Raw genomic sequence first — 21,785 nt, forward strand, 5'->3', positions numbered from 1 at the left:
GAAAGGCGACACCGTGAGATTCCCCCGAGTTCTGGCCGCCGGCCTCCTCGTCCTCGCCGCGACGGCGTGCGGCTCCTCCGAGGCCGACAGCGGCTCCGGGACGCTCCGCATCGGAGTGATCGGGTCGGGGGTCGGCAACAAGCTGACCCGCGCCGTCGGCTTCCTCGACCAGCGCGGCGAGCTGCTGCCGGAGCTGAAGGCCGCCGGCATCACCAAGATCAAGGTCGCGACGTTCCCGAACGGCCCCGACCTGAACCAGGCCCTCGCCGGCGGCTCCCTCGACATCGGCCAGTACGGCGACACCCCTGCCCTCATCGGCCGGGGGCAGGGCCTGCCGACCCGGCTGCTGTCGCTCAACTCGATCCGCCTGGACGCCGCGATCGTCGCCCGGAAGGAGGGCGGACCGGCGTCCCTCAAGGACCTGGAGGGCAAGCGGATCGGCGTCCAGACGGGCTCCTACATCCACCGCTACCTGCTCGGCGCCCTGAAGCAGGCCGGGGTGAAGCCGAAGGAGATCATCCACATGTACACGCCCGCGATCGTCGCGGCGCTGGAGAAGAACTCGATCGACGCGGGAGGCCTGGTCTCCGCCGACCAGGTCGCGCAGGAGCAGAAGGGCTACAAGTCGATCGACATCGCGTCCCGGGACCATCCGGACCTGCTCGGGACGTCCGTCACCGTCGTGACGGAGAAGTACCTGGCGGGACACAAGGACATCGTCCAGGTGTGGCAGAAGGCCGAGACCAAGGCCGCGCGGGTCGCCAAGGCGGACTGGCCCGGCTACACCGCCTACGTGGCGCGGACCGGCGGCTACGCCGCCGACGTCTCGGTCAAGACGACGCTGAAGGACCAGCTGCCCGACGAGCCCTTCCCGGCGGAGGGGCTGAAGCTGCTCGAAGGGACCAAGACGTTCCTCGTCCAGCAGGCGCTGATCAAGAAGGACTACGCCCTCGAATCCTGGCTGGCGCCCGGGGCCAGGCCGTGACCCCGCAGGACACCGACGTCCTCGTCCTCGGCGGCGGGCCCGCCGGGGCGTGGGCGGCGCTCGCCGCGGCCGGCGCCGGGGCCAGGGTCGTCCTCGCGGACAAGGGCTACTGCGGCACCAGCGGGCCGACCGCGTCGGGCGGCAACAACCTCTGGCACGTCCCACCCGACGGGGAGGCGCGGGCACGGGCGGTCGACGGGCGCTTCGAGCAGAGCGGCCGGCTCGCCGACCGCCGCACCATGGCGCGCGTCCTGGACGAGACCTACCGCCGGGTCGACGACCTCGCCTCCTTCGGATACCCGTTCCCCGTCGACGAGGACGGGGTCGAGCGGCGGGGCAGCCTCCAGGGGCCCGAGTACATGAAGCGGATGCGGCGCCGGGTGCACAGATCGGGCGTGACGATCCTCGATCACCACCCCGCCCTGCGCCTGCTCGTGGACGACTGGGGCGTCGCGGCCGGCGCGTCCGGCATCGCCCGCCAGAAGGGCGGCGAGACCTGGACCGTCCGCGCGGGCGCGGTCGTCCTCGCCACCGGAGGCTGCGCGTTCCTGTCCGGCGCGTTCGGCACCAACGTCGACACCGGGGACGGGCACCTGATGGCCGCCGAACTGGGCGCCGAGCTGTCGGGCATGGAGTTCTCCAGCGCCTACGCGTTCTCGCCGGCGCACGGTTCGCACACCAAGGGCCTGATGATGCAGTTCGCGACGTACTACACCGAACGCGGCGTCCCGATCGACGTGCCGGATCCGCTCGGTGCCAGGATCCGCGTCGCGGAGCGGCTCGCGGCGGGGGAGAAGGTGTACGCGCGGCTGGACAGGGCGCCCCCGCAGCTCCACGAGGCGATGCGCCAGGCCCAGCCGAACTACTTCCTGCCACTGGACAAGGCGGGGATCGACCCCTTCCGCGACCGGTACGAGCTGCGCATGGTGCTGGAGGGCACGGTTCGCGGGACGGGCGGCCTGCGGATCGTCGGCGACGACTGCGCGACGACCGTCCCCGGCCTGTACGCCGCCGGCGACGTCGCGACGCGGGAACTGGTGTCCGGCGCCGTCAGCGGGGGCGGCGCCTACAACGGGGCATGGGCGATCTCGTCGGGCACCTGGGCCGGCCGCGGAGCCGCCGAGTTCGCGGTGGGACGGGCGCGTCCCCACGCCGTCCCGGCCGGGCGCGCCGGCCTGCGCCCCGGACGGCTCGACGCGGCGACCGTCATCAGGGCCGTGCAGGACGAGATGCTGCCGCTCGACCGCAACCTCTTCCGGACGCGGGACGGGCTTCGCGCCTCGCTGGCCGTCCTCGACGCGCTGTGGGAGCGGATCACGTCCCAGGGCATCGCCGGAACCGGTCGCGAACGCCTCCGCGCGAGGTCGGCGGCGGCGATGACGGCGCACGCCCGGTGGAGCTACCGCGCCGCTCTGGCCCGTCCCGAGTCCCGGGGCATGCACCGGCTGGAGGGCCTCCCGCAACTGCCGCGGTACGAGCACCGGCGCCTCGTCGGCGGCCTGGACGAACCGTGGACGGCCCCCGAGCCCCAGGAGGCGCCGGCATGATCGAGGTGGTGAGCGCGGGGCGCTGCGTGCGGTGCGACGTGTGCGTCAAGGTGTGCCCGACGGACGTGTTCGACCGCGGTCCGGACGGCGTTCCGGTGATCGCCCGGCAGAGCGACTGCCAGACGTGCTTCATGTGCGAGGCCCACTGCCCGACGGACGCCCTCTACGTCGCGCCGTTCACGGGTCCGGCCCCGGAGGGCTCGCCCCACACCGACGAGGACGCGCTGGCCGACGCGTTCGGCGACTACCGGCGCATCGTCGGCTGGGGCCGCGGCCGCACCCCCGGCAGCCGCGCGGACCGCAACCACGTCTTCACCGAACGCCTCGGCCCCTGACCTCCGCATGAGGCCGACCGGCCCCAGGCCGGGCGATCGGCCGCGAACTCCCGGGCCGAGGGGTTCGCGGCTGTCGGCGTCCCTAGCGGGTGGCGACCGGATCGTCGTCCTTGGCGAGGGTGAGGAAGAAGTCGCGGACGTCCTCGGCGAACGGCTCCGGCACCTCCATCGCGGCGAAGTGGCCGCCGCGTTCGAACTCCGACCAGTGCCTGATGTCGTACAGCCGCTCGGCCAGCGGCCGCACCGACTGCGTGATGTCGCGCGGGAGGACCGCCACGCCGACCGGCGCCCGGCACGGCTCGGTCCGCCGCGGGGCGTCGTGGTGCAGCCGCGCCGAGAAGGCCGCGGTGGCGGTGAGCCAGTACAGCGAGACGTCGGTGAGCATCCGGTCGTCGTCGATCTGCGAGCGAGGGTCCGTCCACTCCGCGAAGCGCTCGGCGATCCAGGCCAGCTGGCCGACCGGCGAGTCGGTCAGCGCGTAGCCGATGGTCTGCGGGGTGAGGGCCTGCAGCGCCTGGAAGGGCGGACGGTTCGTCATCAGCTGCCTGACCTTGGCCAGCCGGGCCTCGTCGGCCTCGGACAGTTCGATGCTGGCGTCCGGGGCCGGCCGGGTCGGCAGGTAGTTGACGTGGACGCCGACGACCCGCTCGGGGGCGACGGCGCCGAGCGCCAAGGAGACGCCCGATCCGAAGTCGCCGCCCTGCGCGCCGTAGCGCTCGTATCCGAGACGGCGCATCAGCTCGGCCCAGGCCCGCGCGATCCTGACGACGTCCCAGCCGCGCTCGTGGGTCGGGCCGGAGAAGCCGAACCCGGGAAGGGACGGGATCACCAGGTGGAAGTCGCGGGACAGCGGCTCGACCACGTCGAGGAACTCCAGGAACGAGCCGGGCCAGCCGTGGGTGAGGACCAGCGCGAGCGCGTCCGGCCTCGGCGACCGGACGTGCACGAAGTGGATGTTCTGTCCCTCGATCTCGGTGGTGAAGTGCGGAAGCTCGTTGAGCCGCGCCTCGTGCTCGCGCCAGTCGTAGCCGGTGCGCCAGTGCTCGGCCAGTTCCCTGAGCCGCGCCAGCGGGAAGCCGTAGTCCCACCCGGCGTCGGCGACCTCGTTGGGCCAGCGGGTGCGGGAGAGCCGGTCGGTCAGGTCGTCGAGGTCGGCCTGGGGGATGTCGATGCGGAACGGCTTGATCATGCTCTGACTCCAGAGATCGCCACTTCGTTGGCAATGCCAACGTTGGTGCTGCCAACTCTATCCGAAACTGTTGGTCGTGCCAACAATGAGGGATGGCGAGCGACATGGGCGGGGGGACAGCGCACGATCGACCGCGGCCCGAGGTGACGGAGATGGTCTCCTAGGCGCGCCAGAAGGAGGCGGGGAGTGCCTCGACCTCGGTCGCGGCCTGCTCCAGCTGCTCGGCGAACGGCCGCAGCGCGGTCTGGCCGGCGTCGACCAGGCGGCGGATGACGCCTGCCTGGCGGCGGGCCCGGCCGGCGACGACGCCCGCGAAGGCCGCGCGGTCGCCCTCGTAGCCGTAGCCGTCCAGCAGGAGGTGCAGACGCCGGGATCTGTCCTCGAACGCCGTGAACCCCTGGAACTCGGCGACGTGCCGGGCCTGGAGCGGCACCCAGGTCAGGGCCAGGTGCGCCAGGTCGAACTCGCGCGAGGAGGGGCCTGCCGTGTCCCAGTCGACGAACCCGGCGAGGCCGCCGGCCTCGGTCCACACCACGTTGTACGGCGAGGCGTCGTGATGGCCGATGACCAGTCCGGGCCGCCAGTTCTGCCCCGCGAACCAGGTCGCGTCCTCCGGGGGGACGAAGGACGCCGTCGCGTCGTGCAGCCGCCGCATCCACGCGGCCGCCTGCCGCAGGGCTCCGTCCGAATGAGGCCACGCCGGCCAGGGGTGGCGTTCACCGATGGTGTCGCCGTGCAGGAACGTCAGGACCTCGCGCCCCTGCCCGTCGTACCCCAGCACCCGGGGCGCGCCTTCGAACCCCACCGTCTCCAGGTGGCGCAGCACGGCGTGCACGGTGGACGTCCAGGGATTCGCGGGACGGTGCACGGTGTCACCGATGCGGACCCCGCCCACGTGCCTGCCGCCCGGCAGCGGCTGCTCCTCCATTCCGGCCATGTAACCTGCGGCCCCGCGCCCGCGCATCTGGTTTTCCAGGTGCGCCCTGCTCGGATCCCGATAATGGCGCGAACCTTTCCCCTGCGGGCGACCGTCAGACAGACGCGTGTTCCTCCAGTGTCCTTCCGTTGTCTTCTCTTCTCGGAGCTCCCCGTGACCAAAACGATCGCGATCCGACTGGCCGTGAGCGGCCTGCTCCTCATCGGCGCCGCCGCGTGCGACGGCGACGGCGGGAACGCGGCGGCCGGCTCCTCCTCCGCGCCCGCCCCGAGCACGCCCTCCGGGGGCACGACCGATGCGCCGCCGCCCTCCGCGGCGCCGCCCACGAGCGCCCGGCCGTCGCCGCCGCGGGCCACGCCGTCCGACCCCAAGATCACCAACAGCAGGCAGATCGTGATGATCGATCCGGACGGCAAGCGCTACACGTTCACGAGGATGGCGCAGATGGCCGCGGGCATGCGCGTCACCATGGGCGAGAACGCTCCGTCGGACTTCTGCGAGAAGTCCTACCGGAAGGGAGTGGAGGGAGGCGGGTCGTTCCCGGCGGGACGCGATGCCTTCCTGGCCGCCTGCCGAGAGGGATGGCGCAAGTCCGAACGCTGGATGCGGCAGCAGCAGTAGCGACCGGGCGGGACGCGGCGGTGATCGACGAGTTCAGAACCTGCGGGCCGAAGGTCCGGCAGGGGTCCGCGGACCGGCCGCCGCCCCGTCCTGAGCTTCGGTGATTCTGTCGAGCACTGTGGTGTAGATGTGCCGCTTGTCCGGGCGCGCCTTGCCGGCGGCGTGCCTGAGGGCGGGGACCGCCGGCGCCCCGAGAAGGACGAGCCCGTCGGAGACGGCCCTCCGGACGGCCGGGTGGGAGTGCGTGAGCAGGCCGACCAGCGCCGGGACGGCCGGCTTCCACGCCGCGTGGCACAAGGTCTTGACCGCCGAGCGCACGATGTCGGGTTGCCGGTCGTCCAGCAGCAGCACGGTGTGTTCGAGGTAGTCCTCGCGGTCCATCGCCTTCCGGGAGATCCGGTGGGCGTGGAGGCGCACCCTGGCCTCGGGATGGCCGAGCGACTCGGCCAGCAGCTCCCTGAACTCCGGATCGGGGTCCGCGGTCCGGTCCGCGCCGTGCCGGCGCGTGCGTGCGGGGTCGTCGTCGTGACTCTCGGCGAGCAGGGTCAGCGCCCGGCGGATCTGCTCGGGGCCGCCCGTACGGGCCAGCCGGAACAGGTCCGCGCGGGCCGGCCGTCGCGCGGCCTCCGGGACGGCCGGCCGGCTCCGGAGCGCCGAGAGAGCGGCGGAGTCCCGCTCGGCCGCGCCGGGACGGCGCAGCGGCCCGTCCACCAGCACGAGCTTGTCCGCGAGGTCGTGGCGTCCCTCCTCGCGTAGGCGCCGGTGCGCCCGCGCCAGCGTGGGGGTGCGCAGCAGCGCGACGCCGGAGACGAGATCGACCAGGCCCCAGTCTCCGTTGTCGAGCCGGCCGGACAGGGCCTCGGCCAGGACGTCGGGGTCCGCCTTGCGCAACGCTCGGCCGGCGGACGCGTGGAGGGAGCGTCCGCCGTGCTCCCACCATGCCGCCAGCAGCGGGATGAACCGGTCCACGTCCGGCGGATCCAGATGGGAGGCGACGCGGGCGATCCGTTCGCGAACCGCGTCGCCGCCGGAGTCGCGGTCTGCGGCCCGGCGCAGTTCGGTCTCGCTCACGAGCGTCAGGGCCTGCGCGAGGTCGCCGGAGACGGCGAGGTCGACCCGGCCGTCGAGGAAGGCGTGCAGGACCGCGAGCCGGAACTCGGGTTCGGGCCAGCCCAGCATGGCGCGGGCGGCGGCTTCGCGCCGGTCCCGCGCGGGATCTTCCAGCAGCCTCAGGAGGCGCTCACGCTGAACCGCCGAACGGGGCTGGTCCCGGTCACCGGCACGAGACGCGCGGTCCGGCGCGGACCGGCGGGCGTCCTCCACGATGGTCCACGGCGGTGCGTCGAGGGGCTGCAACTCGATCATCCAGTCCAGCAGAGGCCCGCGCACCTCCGTGTCGGCTTCGACGAACACCTCGATCAGTGCGTGGAGCCGGTCCCTCGAACCGATCGGGCTGTCGCCGAGGTCGGCGGGCCGGTCCGTGACGCGGAATCGCCGGAGGCCGTCAGGGGTTCGGGCGGCCGCGAATAGGGCGTCCCGCCACCGGGTTATGGCGGGAGGCTCGGACGTCTCGGCGCGACCGCTCGCGGCGGCGTCGGCCCGTCCTGCCGCCCCGAACGCCTCGCGCAACACCTCCGCCTCCGCCAGCCACGGGTTCGCGCCCGCGCGGGCGGCGGCCAGCGCCCGCCCGAGATCGGTGCGGGTCAGCACGGCGCCGCACCGGCGCAGCAGCACGAGGAGGGACCGGCCTCCCACGGCCCCCTGGGGCAGCGCGCGGATCCGAGCGGCGATGTCGAACCCGCTGGTGGAGGGCAGCCGCCCGACCGCGTCCTCCAGCAGCGCGAGAAGGCGGTCGCGATGAGCGTCGCCGATGTCGGCCAGCCCCGCCACGAGTGTCCGCGCGGACCGGGCGAAGGCCTCCGACTCACCGGCCGTCCACGGCGGGGGGCAGAGGCGCGACACGAGCCGCAGGACCCGGCCGCGCTGTTCCGGCTCCTCGGCGGCCAGTTCCAGCCAGCGTTCCAGCATCGGCCGGAGCAGGCTCAGCCGTTCGGCGGTCGGCTCGGCGGAATCCCGATCGACCCTTCCGGCGAGGCGGCGTGCGATCTCGGTGTTCCAGCCGCGGTCCACCAGGGCGTCGATCTCAGCGTCCGGCAGGGCGGTCTGCGGTTCTTGCCGACGGCTCGGTGGCGTGATGCCGTGGGCCGCCATCCGGTCCGCCAGCTCCGCGGCCGTACCCGATCCAAGGGTGAGCCGGCGTCCGGCGACGAGTGAGAGCAGGGCCGCCCCGGTCGGCGACCCCTGGTCGGCCAGGGCTCCGACGGCACGGGCGGACAGCGCCCCGCCGAGCCCCGCCGCCAGGAGGGCACGGGTGCGGTCGTCGGCGGCGCGGTCGGCGGCGGCGACGACGGTCGCGGCGTAGGCGTCGCCGAGGATCGTCCGCAATGCCGCGACGAGCGCGCTTTGCAGGCCGGGGTTGTCGTGCCTTCCGAGCCAGAACAGCAGCTTCGGCACTGCCGCGGGGGCCCCGGCGTGGACCAGCGCGTTCGCGGCGGTCTTCTTGACGTTCATGTTGGGGTGGTCGAGGCAGGCGGCGATCGCCGCCGCGGCCCAGCACGCGCGCGCGTGCCCGAGCGCGAGCAGCGCCTGCCGCGCGGTCTGTACGTCGGAGGCGGCGGTGAGCGGGATCAGGCTCGCCGACAGCGCCTGCGCGTCCTCGCCGTCGGCGTCGCGGGCGAGGAGCGCGATCACATGCTTGCGGACATGGCGGTCACGGTGGCGCAGCAGTGGATGCACCCGTGCCCTGATCCCGCGATGGGAGATCTGCAGGAGCAGGCTGAGCAGCACCATCTGTTCAGCCGCCGTCAAGTCAGGGCGGTCCAGCAGATCGAGCGCGATGCCGGCGACGAGCGCCTCGCCCGCCTCCCGCGCGTCAGCGGCGTCCAGAAGACAGCGCGGCCTGATCTTTCCTCTCTCGTGGAGGCGGCCGCCGAGGTCGCGGACGGCCGCGACGACTTCCTGCGGCACCGTCGGTTCGGTGGCATCTGCGGACGCGCCCGGCGCCCAGGACGCCGCGAAATCGGTCACCACCCGCAGCAGGAGGTCGGCGATGGCCGGCACGGTCTCGGAGCTAGCGTTGCGCGCCAGCCTGCACAGGGCCTCGACCGGCTTCTCCGGGTCCAGGCCCGCGCGGAGCAGCGCCAGTTCCCGTTCGTCCGGGACGCCGAGATCCGCGGCGATCCGGCCCGGCAGATCCCGCGGGGCGAGCCGGACCAGGATCGACCTTCGCTGGTCGGGGTCCTCGGTGAGATGCCACAGCACTTCCAGGGCCCGGTGGCGCACCGGCCGCAGGTGAGGCACCACGCCGATGCCTTCGGGCCCGTCCAGGCCCAGACCGTCTCGCAGGGCGGTGACCGCCCGGGCTCCGCCCACGGCTTCCAGGGCCTCCACCGCTGCGGCGGGCGACCTGGGCAGCGCGGCGATGACGGCCTCTTCGGCGGCCGTGTGGCGCAGCGCGCGGATCGCCCGCAGGAACGGCCGGGCATCCGGCGCGGAGCGCAGCAGGTCAGTGACCTTCTCGCCCACCGGCAGGTCCCCGGTGCCCTGAGCGGCCAGCGCGACCAGGAGCTCCAGCCGGCGCGGCCAGTGCGGATCGTCCGCGTCCGCCCCCATCAGCTCCTTGAGCGTCTCCTGCCGGGATGTGAACAGGACGGTGGCGACGTCGTCCGCGGGCACCGAGTGGTCGGCGACGGCCAGGCGCACGATCGCCGGGACGGTGTCGCCCGCCGGGAAGTGCCCGCGCCGGTGCAGCCCGCGCAGGCATCGCGTGACCGGCGCGGCGAGCAGGAGCGGGTCGGTGGCGGCGATGCTCACGAGATCGCCGATGTCGTCGCGGCTCGCGAGGTCTCCGAGCAGCTCCAGAGCCCGCTGACGGAGCCCCGGAGGCCGCCCTCGGTCGGCGGCCACGTCACGGAGCAGGTCCTGATGCCCATGGCGGGCCGCGGCTTCGATCGCCGCGGCGGCCACCGCGGGGACGGCGTCGCCCGGCCCGCCTTCGAGGAACCGGTAGAGGTGCTCCTGCGGCAGCGGATCCAACGCGGCCCAAGGCTCGGACAGCTCACGCAGCGCCGCCGCGGCGACGCCGGCCGCGGCGGCGGCTGCGGCGGGCTCCCCGGCGATCGTCCCGGTGAGCCCCACCACGAGGGTCCGGGCTCGCTCGGGCGCCAGCAGCCCCGCGCGCAGGGCCTCGCGGGTGACCCGCAGAGCCTCCGACCGCAGCACGGGGTCGAGCCGCCCCATCAGCTCCCGGGCGAGGCGCTCGGGTTCGTCGACGTCGGACACGCCGATCGTGCGGACGGCCTGGTAGAGCAGCTCGCCCGGGGGCTCGTCCCGCACGGTCTCCGGCCGGTCGGCGATCTCGGCGCTCAGCCACGCGATCTGGATCCGGACCGGCAGATCCGCCTTCCGCCACTGCGGCCAGGGCCGGTCCCGGAGGTGGGAGCGCAAGCGCAGACGAAGGTGCGCCAGGGCCAGGGACGCCTCCGGCGAACCGTCGACGGTTCCGGGCAACGACGCGGCGAACTCGGCCAGCTCGGAACGGTCCTCATCCCGTCCCGCCTCAAGGCGTTCGGCGAGGCACACGAGGCCGAGGGCCCGCAGGCGTGCGTCCTCGTGCCGGACGAGGAGCCGCAAGGTGGCGGGCGGGCACCGCGACGGATCGAGCGCGGCCGCGAGCCCGTCCGCGTCGGCGCAGCGTATGGCGGTGAGGACCGGGTCGTCGACCGACGTCATGCGCTCTCAACTCCAGCAGATCACGGATGCGCGCCAAGCGTAGCGAGCGCTCCGCGCCGCCCCCCGGCGGGTTCCGGGTGCCGGGGCGCGGCCCGTCCCGGACCCCGGCAAAGCCAGCAACGGGCGATCCGTCGACAAAGACCTCGTGTAAGAGCTGTGATCAACGATGACCGCCGCGCAGAATGGCCCCGGCTCCGGCACGGGAAGACGCAGGGGCCGCGCCGCGGGCGCTGCCACCGGACGACCGCCGTCACCGGGCTCGTCCTCGAGAAGACGATGATGTTCGACGAACCTGGGGCAGGTGAGATGTCCGGCACGGGACTCAGGGCGCTCAGGGCCGCCGATCCGGAACGGGTCGGGCCGTACCGGCTGCTGGCGCGGCTGGGAGCGGGCGGGATGGGGCAGGTCTACCTGGGCCGGTCCCAGGGCCGGCGGCTGGTGGCGGTGAAGGTCGTCCACCCTCACTTCTCCGACGACGCGGTGTTCCGGCGCCGGTTCACCAAGGAGATCGCGGCGGCGCGCCGCATCAAGGGCTTCTACACGGCGCAGGTGATCGACGCCGATGCCGACGCCGACCCGCCGTGGCTGGTCACGGAGTACATAGCGGGGCCGTCGCTGCAGGACGCCGTCGAGGAGAACGGCGCGCTGCCCGAGATCTCGGTGGCGGCGCTCGGCGCGGGGCTCGCCGAAGGGCTCCGGGCGGTGCACGAGCAGAACGTGATCCACCGGGACCTCAAGCCGGGGAACGTCCTGCTGGCCCAGGACGGGCCGCGGATCATCGACTTCGGCATCGCGCGCGCGATGGACGCGCCCACCCAGAGCCTGACCCTGGTGGGCACGCCCGGCTACATGTCGCCCGAACAGTTCCTGGGCGGCGACCTCGAACCGGCCAGCGACGTGTTCTGCCTGGCCGCGGTGCTGGCCTTCGCCGCGACCGGCCGCCATCCCTTCGGCGAAGGGCCGCCCGAGGCCCTCGGCTACCGGGTCCGCCACCAGAACCCGGACCTGGCGGACGTCCCGGCATCGCTGAGACCGCTGATCGCGGCCGGTCTGGAGAAGGATCCGCGCGGCCGCCCGGCGACCGGAGAGTTCCTGGACCGCTGCTCCGCGCTCGTCGCGGACGAGGGCATGCCCCTGCCGGAGACGTTCACCAGCATGATCGCTTCGCGGGTGGCCGAGACCGAGGTCTTCACGAGGAAGGGCGGCACGGGCGAACGCGGAGCGCGCCCGTCGCCGGCCGAGCGCGATCAGCCGCCCGCGGACCCGCGCCCGCCGTCGCCGAGCCCGTCGCCGCGCCCGGCGCCGGTGCGGGCGGAGCGTCGGCGGGAGCGTCCACCGGCCAGGCAGGCCGCGATGGTCCTGGCCGCGGTCGCGGGGGTCGTGCTCGTCGCCGTGCTCATCGTCGTCGCCGGCAAGGGAGACTCGAAGGGCTCGAACAACGCCGACGCCGCGTCGACCTCGCCGACGAGCCGCTCGACCGGCCCCACGGGCGAGGGGGGCAGCGTCCGGCCGAGTCCGACCCCCGACAAGACATGGAAGGCGTTCGACGACATCTCGGTCAACGACTGCTTGGACGCGTCCGGGGACCCCTGGAACCCCGGCGGGTGGCTCGGGGGCATGCCCCGCGCCGTCTCCTGCCGGGAGAGCGACGCCTACCTGAGGGTCACCGGCGTGGAGAAGACGAGCGGCGCGTGCGACGCCAAACCGCTCAACGGAGAGTCCTACTGGGAGTCCCCGGCTCACGACGGCGAGAGAACCTATCTCTGTCTAGAACGGCGGTTCAGGAACGGTGAATGCTTCCTGGGCAAGAAGGGGAGCAAACCGGGCCTGGCGGCCATCAGCGGCTACGGTCTGATGACGTCGTGGAGATGCGGCAAGAGCGGCCTTCCAAAGGAATACGGCCGCGTCCTCCGGTTCACCGGTTATCACAAGAGCCGGTGCCCCCGCGGCTCTCTGACATGGGATTTCCGGCGAGGCGTCCTCTGCGCCAAGGTCGTCTGACGCGAAGATCGCGGTTCCGGCGGGGGAGCGGAGCGGCCGGTTGTCGGTGCCGTCGCGTTTAATCGAGGCGTGGACGTTGGAGAGCGCATCGCCGAGCTGACCGCCCAGGTCAAGCGACTGAACGATCTGTACTACGGCGCCGGCGACAGCCCGCTGCCGGACGCCGACTACGACGCGTTGAAGGACGAGCTGGCCGCGCTCGTCGCCGAGCATCCGGAGCTGGAGCCCGCCGACAGCCCGCTCGGCAAGGTCAACGCGCCCGCGGAGCTGACCGGTCCGACCGTGCGCCACGCGCGCCCGATGCTGTCGCTGGCCAAGGCGACGAGCGAGGAGCAGATCCGCACGTTCTGCGAGCGGTTCGGCGGCCAGGTCTTCCGCGTGTCGGAGAAGCTCGACGGGCTCTCGCTCAGCGTCGTCTACACCGACGGGACGCTCGACTACGTCGCCACGCGCGGCACCGGCGCGGTCGGCGAACTGGTGACCGAGAAGGTGCGCCACGTGATCCCGGGCCTGCCGGCCGAGATCGATGAGCCCGGGCGCGTGGAGGTCCGCGGCGAGGCGGTGATGCTCCGGTCGGTCTGGACGGCCTACAACGAGGCGCACCCGGAGCGGATCCTGACCAACCCGCGCTCGGGAGCCGCCGGAACGCTGGTGCTCAAGGATCCCGAAGCGGCCGTGAAGGCCAAGCGCGTGCTGAGGTTCTTCGCGTTCGGCGCCGACCGCGACGGCGTCGCGATCGATGTCCCGGCGGGCTTCGAGTCGGTCGTCCAGTACGTGGGCGCCGGCGCCGAGGAGGTCATCGCCGCGATCGAGGAGATCGGCGGCCGCCGCGACGGTCTGGACTACGACATCGACGGCGCGGTCGTGCGGCTGCACGAGCCGGCGGCGTTCGACGCGGCGGGGTTCAACAGCGCCGAGCCGCGCGGAGCGATCGCGTTCAAGTACCCGCCGGAGGAGAAGCTGACGACGCTGCTGGCGGTCCAGTGGCCGGTCGGCAAGATCGGCCGCGTCCCGCCGCGCGCGAAGGTCGCGCCGGTGTTCGTCGGCGGCGTGACGGTGGAGAACATCACCCTGCACAACCCCCGGCTGATCCGCGAGCGCGACCTGCGGATCGGCGACACGGTGGCGGTCGTGCGGCGCGGCGACGTGATCCCGTTCGCGGGCCGCTCGCTGCCGGAGCGGCGCGACGGGAGCGAGATCGAGATCGTTCCGCCGACGCACTGCCCGTCGTGCGACTCCGAACTGGAGGTCCGCGGCACCGGCGAGGAGCGCTGGTGCGTGAATCTTCAGTGCCCGGCGCAGGCGACGCGGCGGCTGATGCACTGGGCCTCGCGTCAGGCGGCCGACATGGAGGGCGTCGGCGATGTCTGGATCGAGAAGCTCGCCGAGGACGGCGTGCTCAAACACCGCAGCGACTTCTACGACCTGACGACCGAGCAGTTGCTGGGCTATGAGCGGATGGGCGAGGTCAGCGCCCAGAACATGGTCGACTCGATCGCGTCGTCCAAGGACGTGGGGCTGCGGCGCGCGCTGATCGGGCTGGCGATCCCGATGGCCTCCGAGGGCACGGCCAAGCGCCTGTGCCTGGCCGGCTACGAGCGCATCGAGGACGTCGCGGCGGCGACCGCCGAGGACCTGGTTGCCATCCGCGACATCGGACCGAAGGCCGCCGAGAGCATCGTGGCCTTCTTCGCCCGTCCGGAGGTCCAGGAGGAGATCGCCGCGCTGCGCGAGCGCGGCGTGAACCTCGACGTCCTGCCCGAGGACCGGCCCCTCGACGCGGCCGCCGCGGGCGACTCGCCTCTCAAGGGCAAGTCGGTCGTCATCACCGGCGCGTTCACCGACCCCCGCTCCGGCGCGAAGATCAGCCGCCCGGACGTCACCCGCCTGGTCGAGCAGGCCGCCGCGACGACCGCGTCGTCGGTCTCCGCCAGCACCGACTACCTGCTCGCCGGAGCCAACGTCGGAGCCGCCAAGACCGGCAAAGCCGAGAAGCTCGGCGTCACCGTCGTCCACCAAGAGGAACTATGGCGCTGGCTGACCGAAGCCGGCGTCATCTGACCGCGTCCGGTTCCCCGGGAACCACCCGGTCGGGTCGGACGCCTTCCCTCGTCCCACGGCGCACAGCGGTGACGCCTGCCGTCACCGCCTTCGGGCAGGGCGAGCCGGGCCTCTCACCGCCGTTCGGGCGCGCTGGTCATGGAGAACGCGTCTCCGCCGACGAGGTCGCATCGGCGGCCGCCTGCTCGTGCAGGCTGATGACCTGGTTGGGGCACATCAGGGCGGCCCGGCGGACGGTCTCGTGCAGCTCCCCGGGAGGGGACTCGGCGAGGAGCACGACGGTTCCGTCCTCGTCGGACTGGTCGAAGACCTCCGGCGCGTACAGGGCGCACTGCCCCGCGCCGAGGCAGCGGTCGTGATCGGCGACGATCCGCATGGTGGTCACCGCTCCCAGCTCACCGGGAGACGGTGGACGCCGTAGACGAACATGTCGTGCCGCATGGGCACCTCGTCGGGCGGCACCGCGAGGCGCAGGCCGGGCAGCCCGTCGAACAGGGCGGTGAGGGCCATGCGCATCTCCACGCGGGCCAGTTGCTGCCCGAGGCACTGGTGGATGCCGTGGCCGAACGCCACATGCTGGGACGGCGGCCGCGTGAGGTCCAGCTCGTCGGGATCCTCGAAGTGCTCGGGGTCGCGGTTGGCGGCGGGCAGCGACAGGACGACGGTCTGCCCGGCACGCACCGGGTGCCCGTGGATCTCGACGTCCTCCTTGGCGACCCGGACGACGCCGAACTGGACGATGCTCAGGTAGCGCAGCAGCTCCTCGACCGCGGGGCCGGCCGCCTGCGGGCCGGCGCGGAACGCGGCCAGCTGGCCAGGACGGGTGAGCAGGGTGAGGGTGCCCAGCGCCAGCATGTTGGCGGTGGTCTCGTGCCCGGCGACCAGCAGCAGCCGGCCGATGCCGCTGAGCTCGGCGTCGCTCAGCCCGGCCCCGGAGGTGATCAGTGAGCCCAGCAGCGCGTCGTCCGGGCTGCGCCGTTTGGCGGCCACCAGGTCCCGCATGTACTCCAGCAGCGCGTCCCTGGCCTCCGCCACCCGCCCGGCGTCCGCGGTGACGCTGAGCAGGGCGGCCGACCAGGCGTGGAAGCGGGCGCGGTCGGCGTAGGGCACGCCGAGCAGCTCGCAGATCACCAGGGACGGGATCGGCAGGGTGTACGCCGGAACCAGGTCGGCGGGCGGGCCGGCGGCGCGCAGGGCGTCGAGGTGGTCGGCGACGATCCGCTCGACGCGCGGCGCGAGGGCCTGCATCCGGCGGGTGGTGAAGAACGGCGTGAGCAGCCGCCGGTAACGGGTGTGCTCCGGCCGGTCCATGAACAGCAGCGAACCGGTCCGGTCCTCGGGCCGGAAGGCGGGCCGCCTGATCGGTGAGGAGGCTTCCGCCCGGTCGGCGCTGAACCGCTCGTCGGCCAGGATCTCGCGGACGTCCCGGTGCCGGGTCAGCAGCAGGCCGGTCGCGCCGTCGGGGAAGGACAGAGGGGAGACGGGCGACTCGCTGCGGAGCAGGCCGAGCGCCGGTGGCGGGTCGAGCGGGTCGTCGCGCCGCGTGGGAAGCGGGGCGGGGACGGAGGCGGGGGGCTGCGGAGCGCGCATGGGACGAGATCCCTTCCTCGGAGACTCGCGCTGTGCCGCTCCCGGCGGGACGGCTTGCGGCGGGCTCGCCGGAGGAGACGGCATCCGCTTCGAAAGTAGAACGGATCCGTTCTATACGCGAGGTTGCGGCAGGTTGGGGACGTCCAGCAGGGGGGACAGGATGCCGTCCACAAACCGGTCGACCAGCTCGCGGCCTGGAGGTTCGTCCTGCATCAGCACATGCCCCAGGATGACCGCGAAGGGCAGATCGGCCAGCAGCCCGGCGTCCACCCGTCCGGGGATCTCGCCGCGTTCCCGGGCCCGGTCGAGCGCCGCCTCGATGGAGCGCCGCACGGGATCGGCCAGCCGCTCGCGGCGCAGCCGGGCGAGCTCGGCGTCCCGGCGGCTGCCCTCCAGCAGCGCGATGACCAGCCCGCGGTCCAGGCTGGACCAGCTGGCGACGTACGCCATCAGCAGCTGGCGTATGTCCTCGGTGAACGAGCCCGCGTCCCGCCCGGACACCACGGGCCGGTAGCGCTCCATCGCGGCCATCACCAGATGGGCCTTGGTGGGCCAGCGCTGGTACAGCGTCGCCTTGCCCACCCGCGCGCGCCTGGCCACCGAGTCCATGGTCAGCCGCTCGTACCCGACCTCCGAGAGCAGGGCGAGGACGGCGTCGAACACTTCCGCGCGCCGCTCGGGCCTGCTCAGCGGCACCTTCCTGAGCCCGCTCCGCGCCGTCGCGTCGTCCCGCATACCGCCCGCCCTCCGTGCCGGACCCAGGGTGCTCAACACCGTAAGCCAGCCGAAAGCGTCACGGCAGCCTTCAAGACGGAAAAGAACGGGCACCGAGCACTCTGCTTCACAACAGACGCGTGACCGGCGTGCACGACAAGCCGCTCCAGCAGGCCAGCGCCGCTCCGACCCTCTGGCGCACCACCCTTTCCCTGTTCCGGAGTTCCGGATCAAGAGGCCGCCTCTCCAACTGGCGGGAGCCGCGGTCGACCGCCGGCCCCGGGCCGCCTCGTGCGGTCCGGGGCCGCGCCGCCGGGTGGGACTGCGTTCAGCCGCCCGTGTCCGGCTCCTCGGAGGGCTCAGTACTCCACCAGGCGGCGGTGTCGGGTGGCAGGACCGCGTTCGGGCCCTCCTTACGGATCGGCTCGCTGCTCAGCAGGAGCGAACCGCGGACTGGGATCTGGACGCTCCGGTCGCCGGTGTTCACCGCGCACAGCATTCGAGGGCCGTCGGAATGACCGCTGCGCTCGAAGACCAGGCAGTCCGGCGGCCCGTCCAGCCAGCGCAGCTCACCGTCGCCCAGCGCGGAATGGTCGCGCCGGATCCGGAGAGCCTTGCGGTAGAGGGTCAGCGTGGACGCCTCGTCGTCCCACTGCGCCTCCACGGTGAGCGACTTCCATTCGGGCGGCGACGGCAGCCAGCCGCCACCCGATCCGAACCCGAACGGGGGCTCGTTGCCGGACCACGGAAGCGGAACGCGGCAACCGTCCCGGCCGCCCTTGAGACTCTCCAACTGCGGATCGGTCAGCAGCTCGGCGGGGATGTCGAGCACCTCGGGCAGGCCGAGTTCCTCGCCCTGGTACACGTACGCCGAGCCGGGCAACGCCAGAGTGAGCAGCGCCGCCGCTCGCGCCCGCCGCCGTCCGAGCTCGTCGCCGCCATAGCGGGTGACATGCCGCTGGACGTCGTGGTTGGACAGCACCCAGGTGGTGGGCGCGCCCACTGAGCCGGTCGAGGCCAGCGACTTCTCGATCACCGAGCGCAGTTCGGCGGCGTCCCAGTCGGTCCTCATGTAGTCGAAGTTGAACACCTGGTGCAGCTCGTCCGGGCGGACGTAGTTGGCCAGCCGATCGAGCGACGGCGCCCACGCCTCCGCGACGCCGATCCGCTCCCCGGGACAGGAGTCGAGCAGCCGCCGCCAGCCTCGATGGATGTCGTGCACTCCGTCCTGGTCGAAGTACGGCACCTTGCCGCGTCCCAGCAGCCGCGACTGCGGCGCGTCGCCGACGTCGGGCAGCCCGGCCGCCTTGACCATGCCGTGCGCCACGTCGATGCGGAATCCGTCGGCGCCCAGGTCCAGCCAGAATCGCAGGACATCGTCGAACTCGGCGCGCACGTCCGGGTGCTCCCAGTTCAGGTCGGGCTGCTGCGGAGCGAACAGGTGCAGGTACCACTGCCCGTCGGGCAGCCGGGTCCACGCGGGACCGCCGAAGACCGACTCCCAGTCGTTGGGCGGCAGTTCGCCGGAGGCTCCTCGCCCCGGCCGGAAGACGTAGCGCTCGCGCGCCGGACCGGCGACCCCGGCGGCCAGCGCCTCCTGGAACCAGACATGCTGGTCGGAGGTGTGGTTGGGCACGATGTCGACGATGACCCGCAGGCCCAGCCGGTGCGCCTCCTCGATCAGTTCGACGGCGTCCGCGAGCGTGCCGAACGTCGGATCCACCGAGCGGTAGTCCGTGACGTCGTAGCCGCCGTCGACCATCGGCGATTCGTAGAACGGCGTGATCCACAGAGCGTCGACGCCGAGCGCGGCGAGGTAGGGGAGCCGGCTGCGGATTCCGGCCAGGTCGCCGACCCCGTCCCCGTCGGCATCGGCGAAGCTGCGCACGTAGACCTGGTATATGACCGCGTCACGCCACCAGCGCGTACCGGCCGCCGGGGAGCTGGAGAACTCCGCGGGGCGCGCCGGTGAAGGAGGTCTCGACGATAGATCCATACGAGGGACAGTCGGGGAATCGATTTGGTCCGCACCTGAGACCGCCCGGCAGAGGCCCGGCGCCGCCAGAACCCGGCATCACGGGCCGTTCGAAGTGGCTCGGGAGCACCCCGCTCGCGGCTGTCTCGGGCGTGGTCGTCGACGGGGTAGCGGTGCGGTGCCGACGGGACGGTCCGAGACGGATTGGCGTGGCGGTCGCCTCTCGCGGACGGTTCGTCCATCGGGTGTGCGGTTCCGCGACGATGCGTTCAGGCGCGATTGCGCGAGCCGCGGAACCCGGCACGATGAGCCCGTGAACGAGAATGATCTCTTTAATCTGGATGGCCGCCGGTTCGCGATGGTCAGCTCCACCGCGAGCCGCGTGGACCCTGACGCGCCCACGCGATTCGCCTACACGGAGGCCGACGGCGTGGTGTGGGGAAGTTACGAAGGCGACACCGTGGTCCACGGCCGGTTCGTGGGGGCCCGGCGCGGAGCCGAGGTCCGGCTGAACTACGTGCACCTGACCAAGGGGAGCGCGGACCCGGTCGCCGGGTCCAGCACGAACCGGATCGAGCTGCTGCGGGACGGCCGGATCCGGCTGGTGGAGGAGTTCCGGTTCGACGGGGACGACACGCCCCAGGTCAGCGTGTGCGAGGAGATCGTCACGGGAGGTCTTTGAGCTCGGCCCGCCCCGCGTCCGCGCGGATGAAGCGCATCCGGCCGAGGGCGACGGGGCCGGGCCCGGGCTCCGCCTGCGCCTTCGCCGGGGCGCCGTCCGACGTCAGCACGAACGGGCGGCGGATCACCTCGTCGAGGATGAGCACCGTCTCGGTGGCCTTCACGGCCGGGATGCCGGCCAGGCGCTCGGAGACCAGGCGGTGCACGGCGGCGACGTCGGTGGCCCGGATCTGGATCATCGCGTCGTGCTGGCCGGTGGTGATCGCGCAGTACTCGACCTCGGGCATCAGCGAGAGCTGGGCGCGGAACTGCGGCCACATCTGCTGCCGGACGGTGACGAAGATCAGCGCGCAGATGCCGAGGCCGGTGCGGACCGGGTCGACCTGCACGGTGAACCGGCTGATCACACCGCTGGTCCGCAGCGCCTCGAAGCGCATGTAGGCGTTGGCCCGGGAGATCCCGACGCGCTGGGCGAGCGCCGCGATGGAGATCCGGCCGTCCTGGCGCAGCACCTCCAGCATCCTGAGGTTGATCGCGTCCAGCTCGGTGCGGATCTGTCCAGCCTCGCCCCCCTTAGAGGGTGGTCCGTGCGACGGTCTGTCCATGGATCCGTCTCCTTCTCTCGCTTTATCTTGACTTTCGGTGGTCTCGTAGACGTTCAGCCGGAAGTCTCGCACTATCGGTCTTCGTCGTCCAGAAGCAGACAACGGACCTGACCGAGACCCGGAGGCCACGATGCCGATCACGAGTGGAACCACACGGCGGGCGGCGCTGCCCGTCCTCGTGGCCGCAGCACTCAGCCTGACCGCCTGCTCGGGCGGGGGCGGAACGTCCTCGTCGGACGGGGGCGGCAAGGCCCTGGTCATCGACACCTCGTTCAACCTCAAGACCGCGGACCCGGGCCGGATGTACGAGCAGACCGGCCTGCTCATCGACCGGGCCCTCTACGACACGCTGCTCAGCTTCAAGGGCTCCGACGTCAGCACGCCGGTGCCGGCGCTGGCGGAGTCGTTCGAGCTGTCCAAGGACGGCAAGAAGCTCACGCTCAAGCTGCGCCAGGACGCGGTCTTCTCCGACGGCAGCCCCGTCACCGCCGACGACGTGGTGTTCTCGCTCGACCGGGTCCGCGACCTCAAGGGCAACCCGTCGTTCCTGCTCGACGGCGTGAAGGTCGAGAAGACCGACGACAAGACGATCACGCTGGTGTCGGCCAAGCCGAACCCGTCGCTGCCGTTCATCCTGCCGAACCCGGCGCTCGGCATCCTCAACTCCAAGGTCGTCAAGGCCAACGGCGGCGCCGCGAGCCCCGGCGACAAGGCGGAGAAGTACCTGAACGGCCAGTCGGCCGGGTCCGGCCCGTACATGCTGGAGTCCTTCAACGCCGCCACCCAGGTCGTGCTCAAGGCCAACCCCAAGTACTGGGGCGCCACCAAGCCGGTCTACAAGCGGGTCGTGCTCCGCAACGTCCAGTCGCAGACGCAGAAGCTGAACGTGCAGCGCGGCGACAGCCAGATCGCGGTGGACCTGACGGCCGACCAGGCCCAGGGCATCGGCGGCGGCACGCAGACCGTCAAGGGCGCGTCCGCCAACGTGTTCTTCCTGCTGACCAACCGGAACCCGTCCGTCAGCAAGATCACCTCCAACCCCCGGTTCGCCGAGGCCGTCAGCAAGGGCGTGGACTACGCGGGGCTGCTGGAACTCGCCGGCGAGGGCTCGGTGCAGGCGGCCGGGATCGTCCCGTCCATGATCAACGGCTCGCTGCCCGCGGGCCAGGCGCCCAAGCGCGACGTCGCCGGCGCCAAGGCGGCGCTCGCCGCCGGCGGGATCACGAACCCCAGGGTCAAGCTGGAGTTCCCCAGCGACTTCACGCTCAACGGCCTGTCCTTCCAGCCTCTGGCCGAGCGCATCCAGGCCAACCTGAAGGAGGTCGGCATCACCGTCGACCTCGCCCCCGCGCCGATCGCGACCGCGCTGGAGAGCTACCGCGACGGCAAGGAGGAGATGGGCCTGTGGTGGTGGAGCCCGGACTACCCGGACGCCAGCAACTACCTCGCCTTCCTGCCCGGCGGCCTGATCGGCGAGCGCGCGGGCTGGAAGAAGGGCGCGGACAAGGCGCTGGAGGACGCCGGCGCGAAGGCCGCGAGCACCATCGGCGATGACCGGTTCGCCCAGTACCACCAGATCCAGACCCAGCTCAACGCGCGCGGCCCGATCGTGCCGCTGATGCAGCCGAGCCAGCGCCTGGTCACCGCCGGGGCGCTGACGGGCCTCGCGGTCAACCCGGTGTGGACCTTCGAGATCGCGGCGCTCGGCAGCAAATGAAGTCTCCTCACCCGTCGGACGAGCGGACGACCGAGG

Annotated in this window: 16 protein-coding genes; 8 read left to right on the forward strand and 8 right to left on the reverse strand. The window is 72.6% G+C overall.

Going from position 1 to position 21,785, the window contains the following annotated elements:
* Positions 1-13 precede the first annotated feature (13 nt).
* From ABD944_RS03285 to ABD944_RS03295, 3 genes are read left to right on the forward strand one after another with little or no spacing between them, the layout of a single operon-like run.
* Positions 14-985, forward strand: a complete 972-nt coding sequence (locus ABD944_RS03285) for an ABC transporter substrate-binding protein (protein WP_345172205.1) — start codon at positions 14-16, stop codon at positions 983-985.
* On the forward strand, positions 982-2,532 hold the full coding sequence (locus ABD944_RS03290; protein WP_345172207.1) for an FAD-dependent oxidoreductase: 1,551 nt from the start codon (positions 982-984) through the stop codon (positions 2,530-2,532). The genes ABD944_RS03285 and ABD944_RS03290 overlap by 4 nt, the downstream gene beginning before the upstream one ends.
* Positions 2,529-2,867, forward strand: a complete 339-nt coding sequence (locus ABD944_RS03295; protein WP_345172210.1) for a 4Fe-4S binding protein — start codon at positions 2,529-2,531, stop codon at positions 2,865-2,867. Before ABD944_RS03290 ends, ABD944_RS03295 begins: the two co-directional genes overlap by 4 nt.
* A gap of 82 nt (positions 2,868-2,949) precedes the next feature.
* On the opposite strand, the gene ABD944_RS03300 is transcribed toward ABD944_RS03295, so the two are convergent.
* Positions 2,950-4,056 carry an epoxide hydrolase family protein gene (locus ABD944_RS03300; protein ID WP_345172213.1) on the reverse strand — a complete coding sequence of 369 codons (1,107 nt, stop codon included), beginning with the start codon at positions 4,054-4,056 and terminating at the stop codon, positions 2,950-2,952.
* Between the two features lie 160 nt (positions 4,057-4,216).
* Positions 4,217-4,993 (reverse strand): phosphotransferase, encoded by a 777-nt coding sequence (locus tag ABD944_RS03305; protein WP_345172215.1) that lies wholly within the window; start codon positions 4,991-4,993, stop codon positions 4,217-4,219.
* 153 nt (positions 4,994-5,146) lie between these two features.
* Here ABD944_RS03305 and ABD944_RS03310 point away from each other — a divergent pair, with 153 nt between their 5' ends.
* Complete coding sequence (locus tag ABD944_RS03310) at positions 5,147-5,614, forward strand: hypothetical protein (protein ID WP_345172217.1); 468 nt, start codon at positions 5,147-5,149, stop codon at positions 5,612-5,614.
* A gap of 33 nt (positions 5,615-5,647) precedes the next feature.
* On the opposite strand, the gene ABD944_RS03315 is transcribed toward ABD944_RS03310, so the two are convergent.
* Positions 5,648-10,405 carry a HEAT repeat domain-containing protein gene (locus ABD944_RS03315; protein WP_345172219.1) on the reverse strand — a complete coding sequence of 1,586 codons (4,758 nt, stop codon included), beginning with the start codon at positions 10,403-10,405 and terminating at the stop codon, positions 5,648-5,650.
* Positions 10,406-10,561: 156 nt separating this feature from the next.
* Here ABD944_RS03315 and ABD944_RS03320 point away from each other — a divergent pair, with 156 nt between their 5' ends.
* Together ABD944_RS03320 and ligA are read left to right on the forward strand one after the other, a co-directional pair.
* Positions 10,562-12,406, forward strand: coding sequence for a serine/threonine-protein kinase (locus ABD944_RS03320; RefSeq protein ID WP_345172221.1), 1,845 nt, complete (start codon positions 10,562-10,564; stop codon positions 12,404-12,406).
* 69 nt (positions 12,407-12,475) lie between these two features.
* Positions 12,476-14,467, forward strand: coding sequence for an NAD-dependent DNA ligase LigA (gene ligA / locus ABD944_RS03325; protein ID WP_345172223.1), 1,992 nt, complete (start codon positions 12,476-12,478; stop codon positions 14,465-14,467).
* Between the two features lie 136 nt (positions 14,468-14,603).
* Here ligA and ABD944_RS03330 read toward each other — a convergent pair whose 3' ends face one another.
* The 4 genes from ABD944_RS03330 to ABD944_RS03345 form a co-directional block, all read right to left on the reverse strand.
* Positions 14,604-14,843: a ferredoxin gene (locus ABD944_RS03330; protein WP_345172506.1), complete on the reverse strand. Its 240-nt coding sequence runs from the start codon at positions 14,841-14,843 to the stop codon at positions 14,604-14,606.
* A gap of 5 nt (positions 14,844-14,848) precedes the next feature.
* Entirely contained in the window at positions 14,849-16,057 is a 1,209-nt protein-coding gene (locus tag ABD944_RS03335) for a cytochrome P450 (RefSeq protein ID WP_345172225.1), read from the reverse strand.
* A gap of 111 nt (positions 16,058-16,168) precedes the next feature.
* Positions 16,169-16,792 (reverse strand): TetR/AcrR family transcriptional regulator, encoded by a 624-nt coding sequence (locus ABD944_RS03340; protein WP_345172227.1) that lies wholly within the window; start codon positions 16,790-16,792, stop codon positions 16,169-16,171.
* A gap of 307 nt (positions 16,793-17,099) precedes the next feature.
* On the reverse strand, positions 17,100-18,767 hold the full coding sequence (locus tag ABD944_RS03345; protein WP_345172229.1) for a glycoside hydrolase family 13 protein: 1,668 nt from the start codon (positions 18,765-18,767) through the stop codon (positions 17,100-17,102).
* A gap of 292 nt (positions 18,768-19,059) precedes the next feature.
* On the opposite strand from ABD944_RS03345, the gene ABD944_RS03350 reads away from it, so the two are divergent.
* Positions 19,060-19,428, forward strand: a complete 369-nt coding sequence (locus ABD944_RS03350; protein ID WP_360578320.1) for an avidin-fold protein — start codon at positions 19,060-19,062, stop codon at positions 19,426-19,428.
* Here the strand turns inward: ABD944_RS03350 and ABD944_RS03355 are convergent.
* The gene (locus ABD944_RS03355) at positions 19,412-20,032 is read right to left on the reverse strand and encodes an Lrp/AsnC family transcriptional regulator (protein WP_345172233.1); all 621 of its coding nucleotides are present in this window, start codon (positions 20,030-20,032) and stop codon (positions 19,412-19,414) included. The two genes, ABD944_RS03350 and ABD944_RS03355, sit on opposite strands and share 17 nt — an antisense overlap.
* Positions 20,033-20,162: 130 nt before the next feature.
* Here ABD944_RS03355 and ABD944_RS03360 point away from each other — a divergent pair, with 130 nt between their 5' ends.
* The gene (locus ABD944_RS03360) at positions 20,163-21,749 is read left to right on the forward strand and encodes an ABC transporter substrate-binding protein (RefSeq protein ID WP_345172234.1); all 1,587 of its coding nucleotides are present in this window, start codon (positions 20,163-20,165) and stop codon (positions 21,747-21,749) included.
* The last annotated feature ends 36 nt before the right edge of the window (positions 21,750-21,785 follow it).

The sequence above is a fragment of the Actinomadura verrucosospora genome (genome assembly GCF_039540335.1).
Lineage (GTDB): Bacteria > Actinomycetota > Actinomycetes > Streptosporangiales > Streptosporangiaceae > Spirillospora > Spirillospora verrucosospora.

Bases quoted from the DNA above. Each gene is read 5' to 3' on its own strand.
- ABD944_RS03315 (WP_345172219.1), bottom strand. From the start codon at position 10,405: ATGACGTCGGTCGACGACCCGGTCCTCACCGCCATACGCTGCGCCGAC.
- ABD944_RS03295 (WP_345172210.1), top strand. From the start codon at position 2,529: ATGATCGAGGTGGTGAGCGCGGGGCGCTGCGTGCGGTGCGACGTGTGC.
- ABD944_RS03305 (WP_345172215.1), bottom strand. From the start codon at position 4,993: ATGGCCGGAATGGAGGAGCAGCCGCTGCCGGGCGGCAGGCACGTGGGC.
- ABD944_RS03340 (WP_345172227.1), bottom strand. From the start codon at position 16,792: ATGCGGGACGACGCGACGGCGCGGAGCGGGCTCAGGAAGGTGCCGCTG.
- ABD944_RS03345 (WP_345172229.1), bottom strand. From the start codon at position 18,767: ATGGATCTATCGTCGAGACCTCCTTCACCGGCGCGCCCCGCGGAGTTC.
- ABD944_RS03360 (WP_345172234.1), top strand. From the start codon at position 20,163: ATGCCGATCACGAGTGGAACCACACGGCGGGCGGCGCTGCCCGTCCTC.
- ABD944_RS03300 (WP_345172213.1), bottom strand. From the start codon at position 4,056: ATGATCAAGCCGTTCCGCATCGACATCCCCCAGGCCGACCTCGACGAC.
- ABD944_RS03335 (WP_345172225.1), bottom strand. From the start codon at position 16,057: ATGCGCGCTCCGCAGCCCCCCGCCTCCGTCCCCGCCCCGCTTCCCACG.
- ABD944_RS03330 (WP_345172506.1), bottom strand. From the start codon at position 14,843: ATGCGGATCGTCGCCGATCACGACCGCTGCCTCGGCGCGGGGCAGTGC.
- ABD944_RS03355 (WP_345172233.1), bottom strand. From the start codon at position 20,032: ATGGACAGACCGTCGCACGGACCACCCTCTAAGGGGGGCGAGGCTGGA.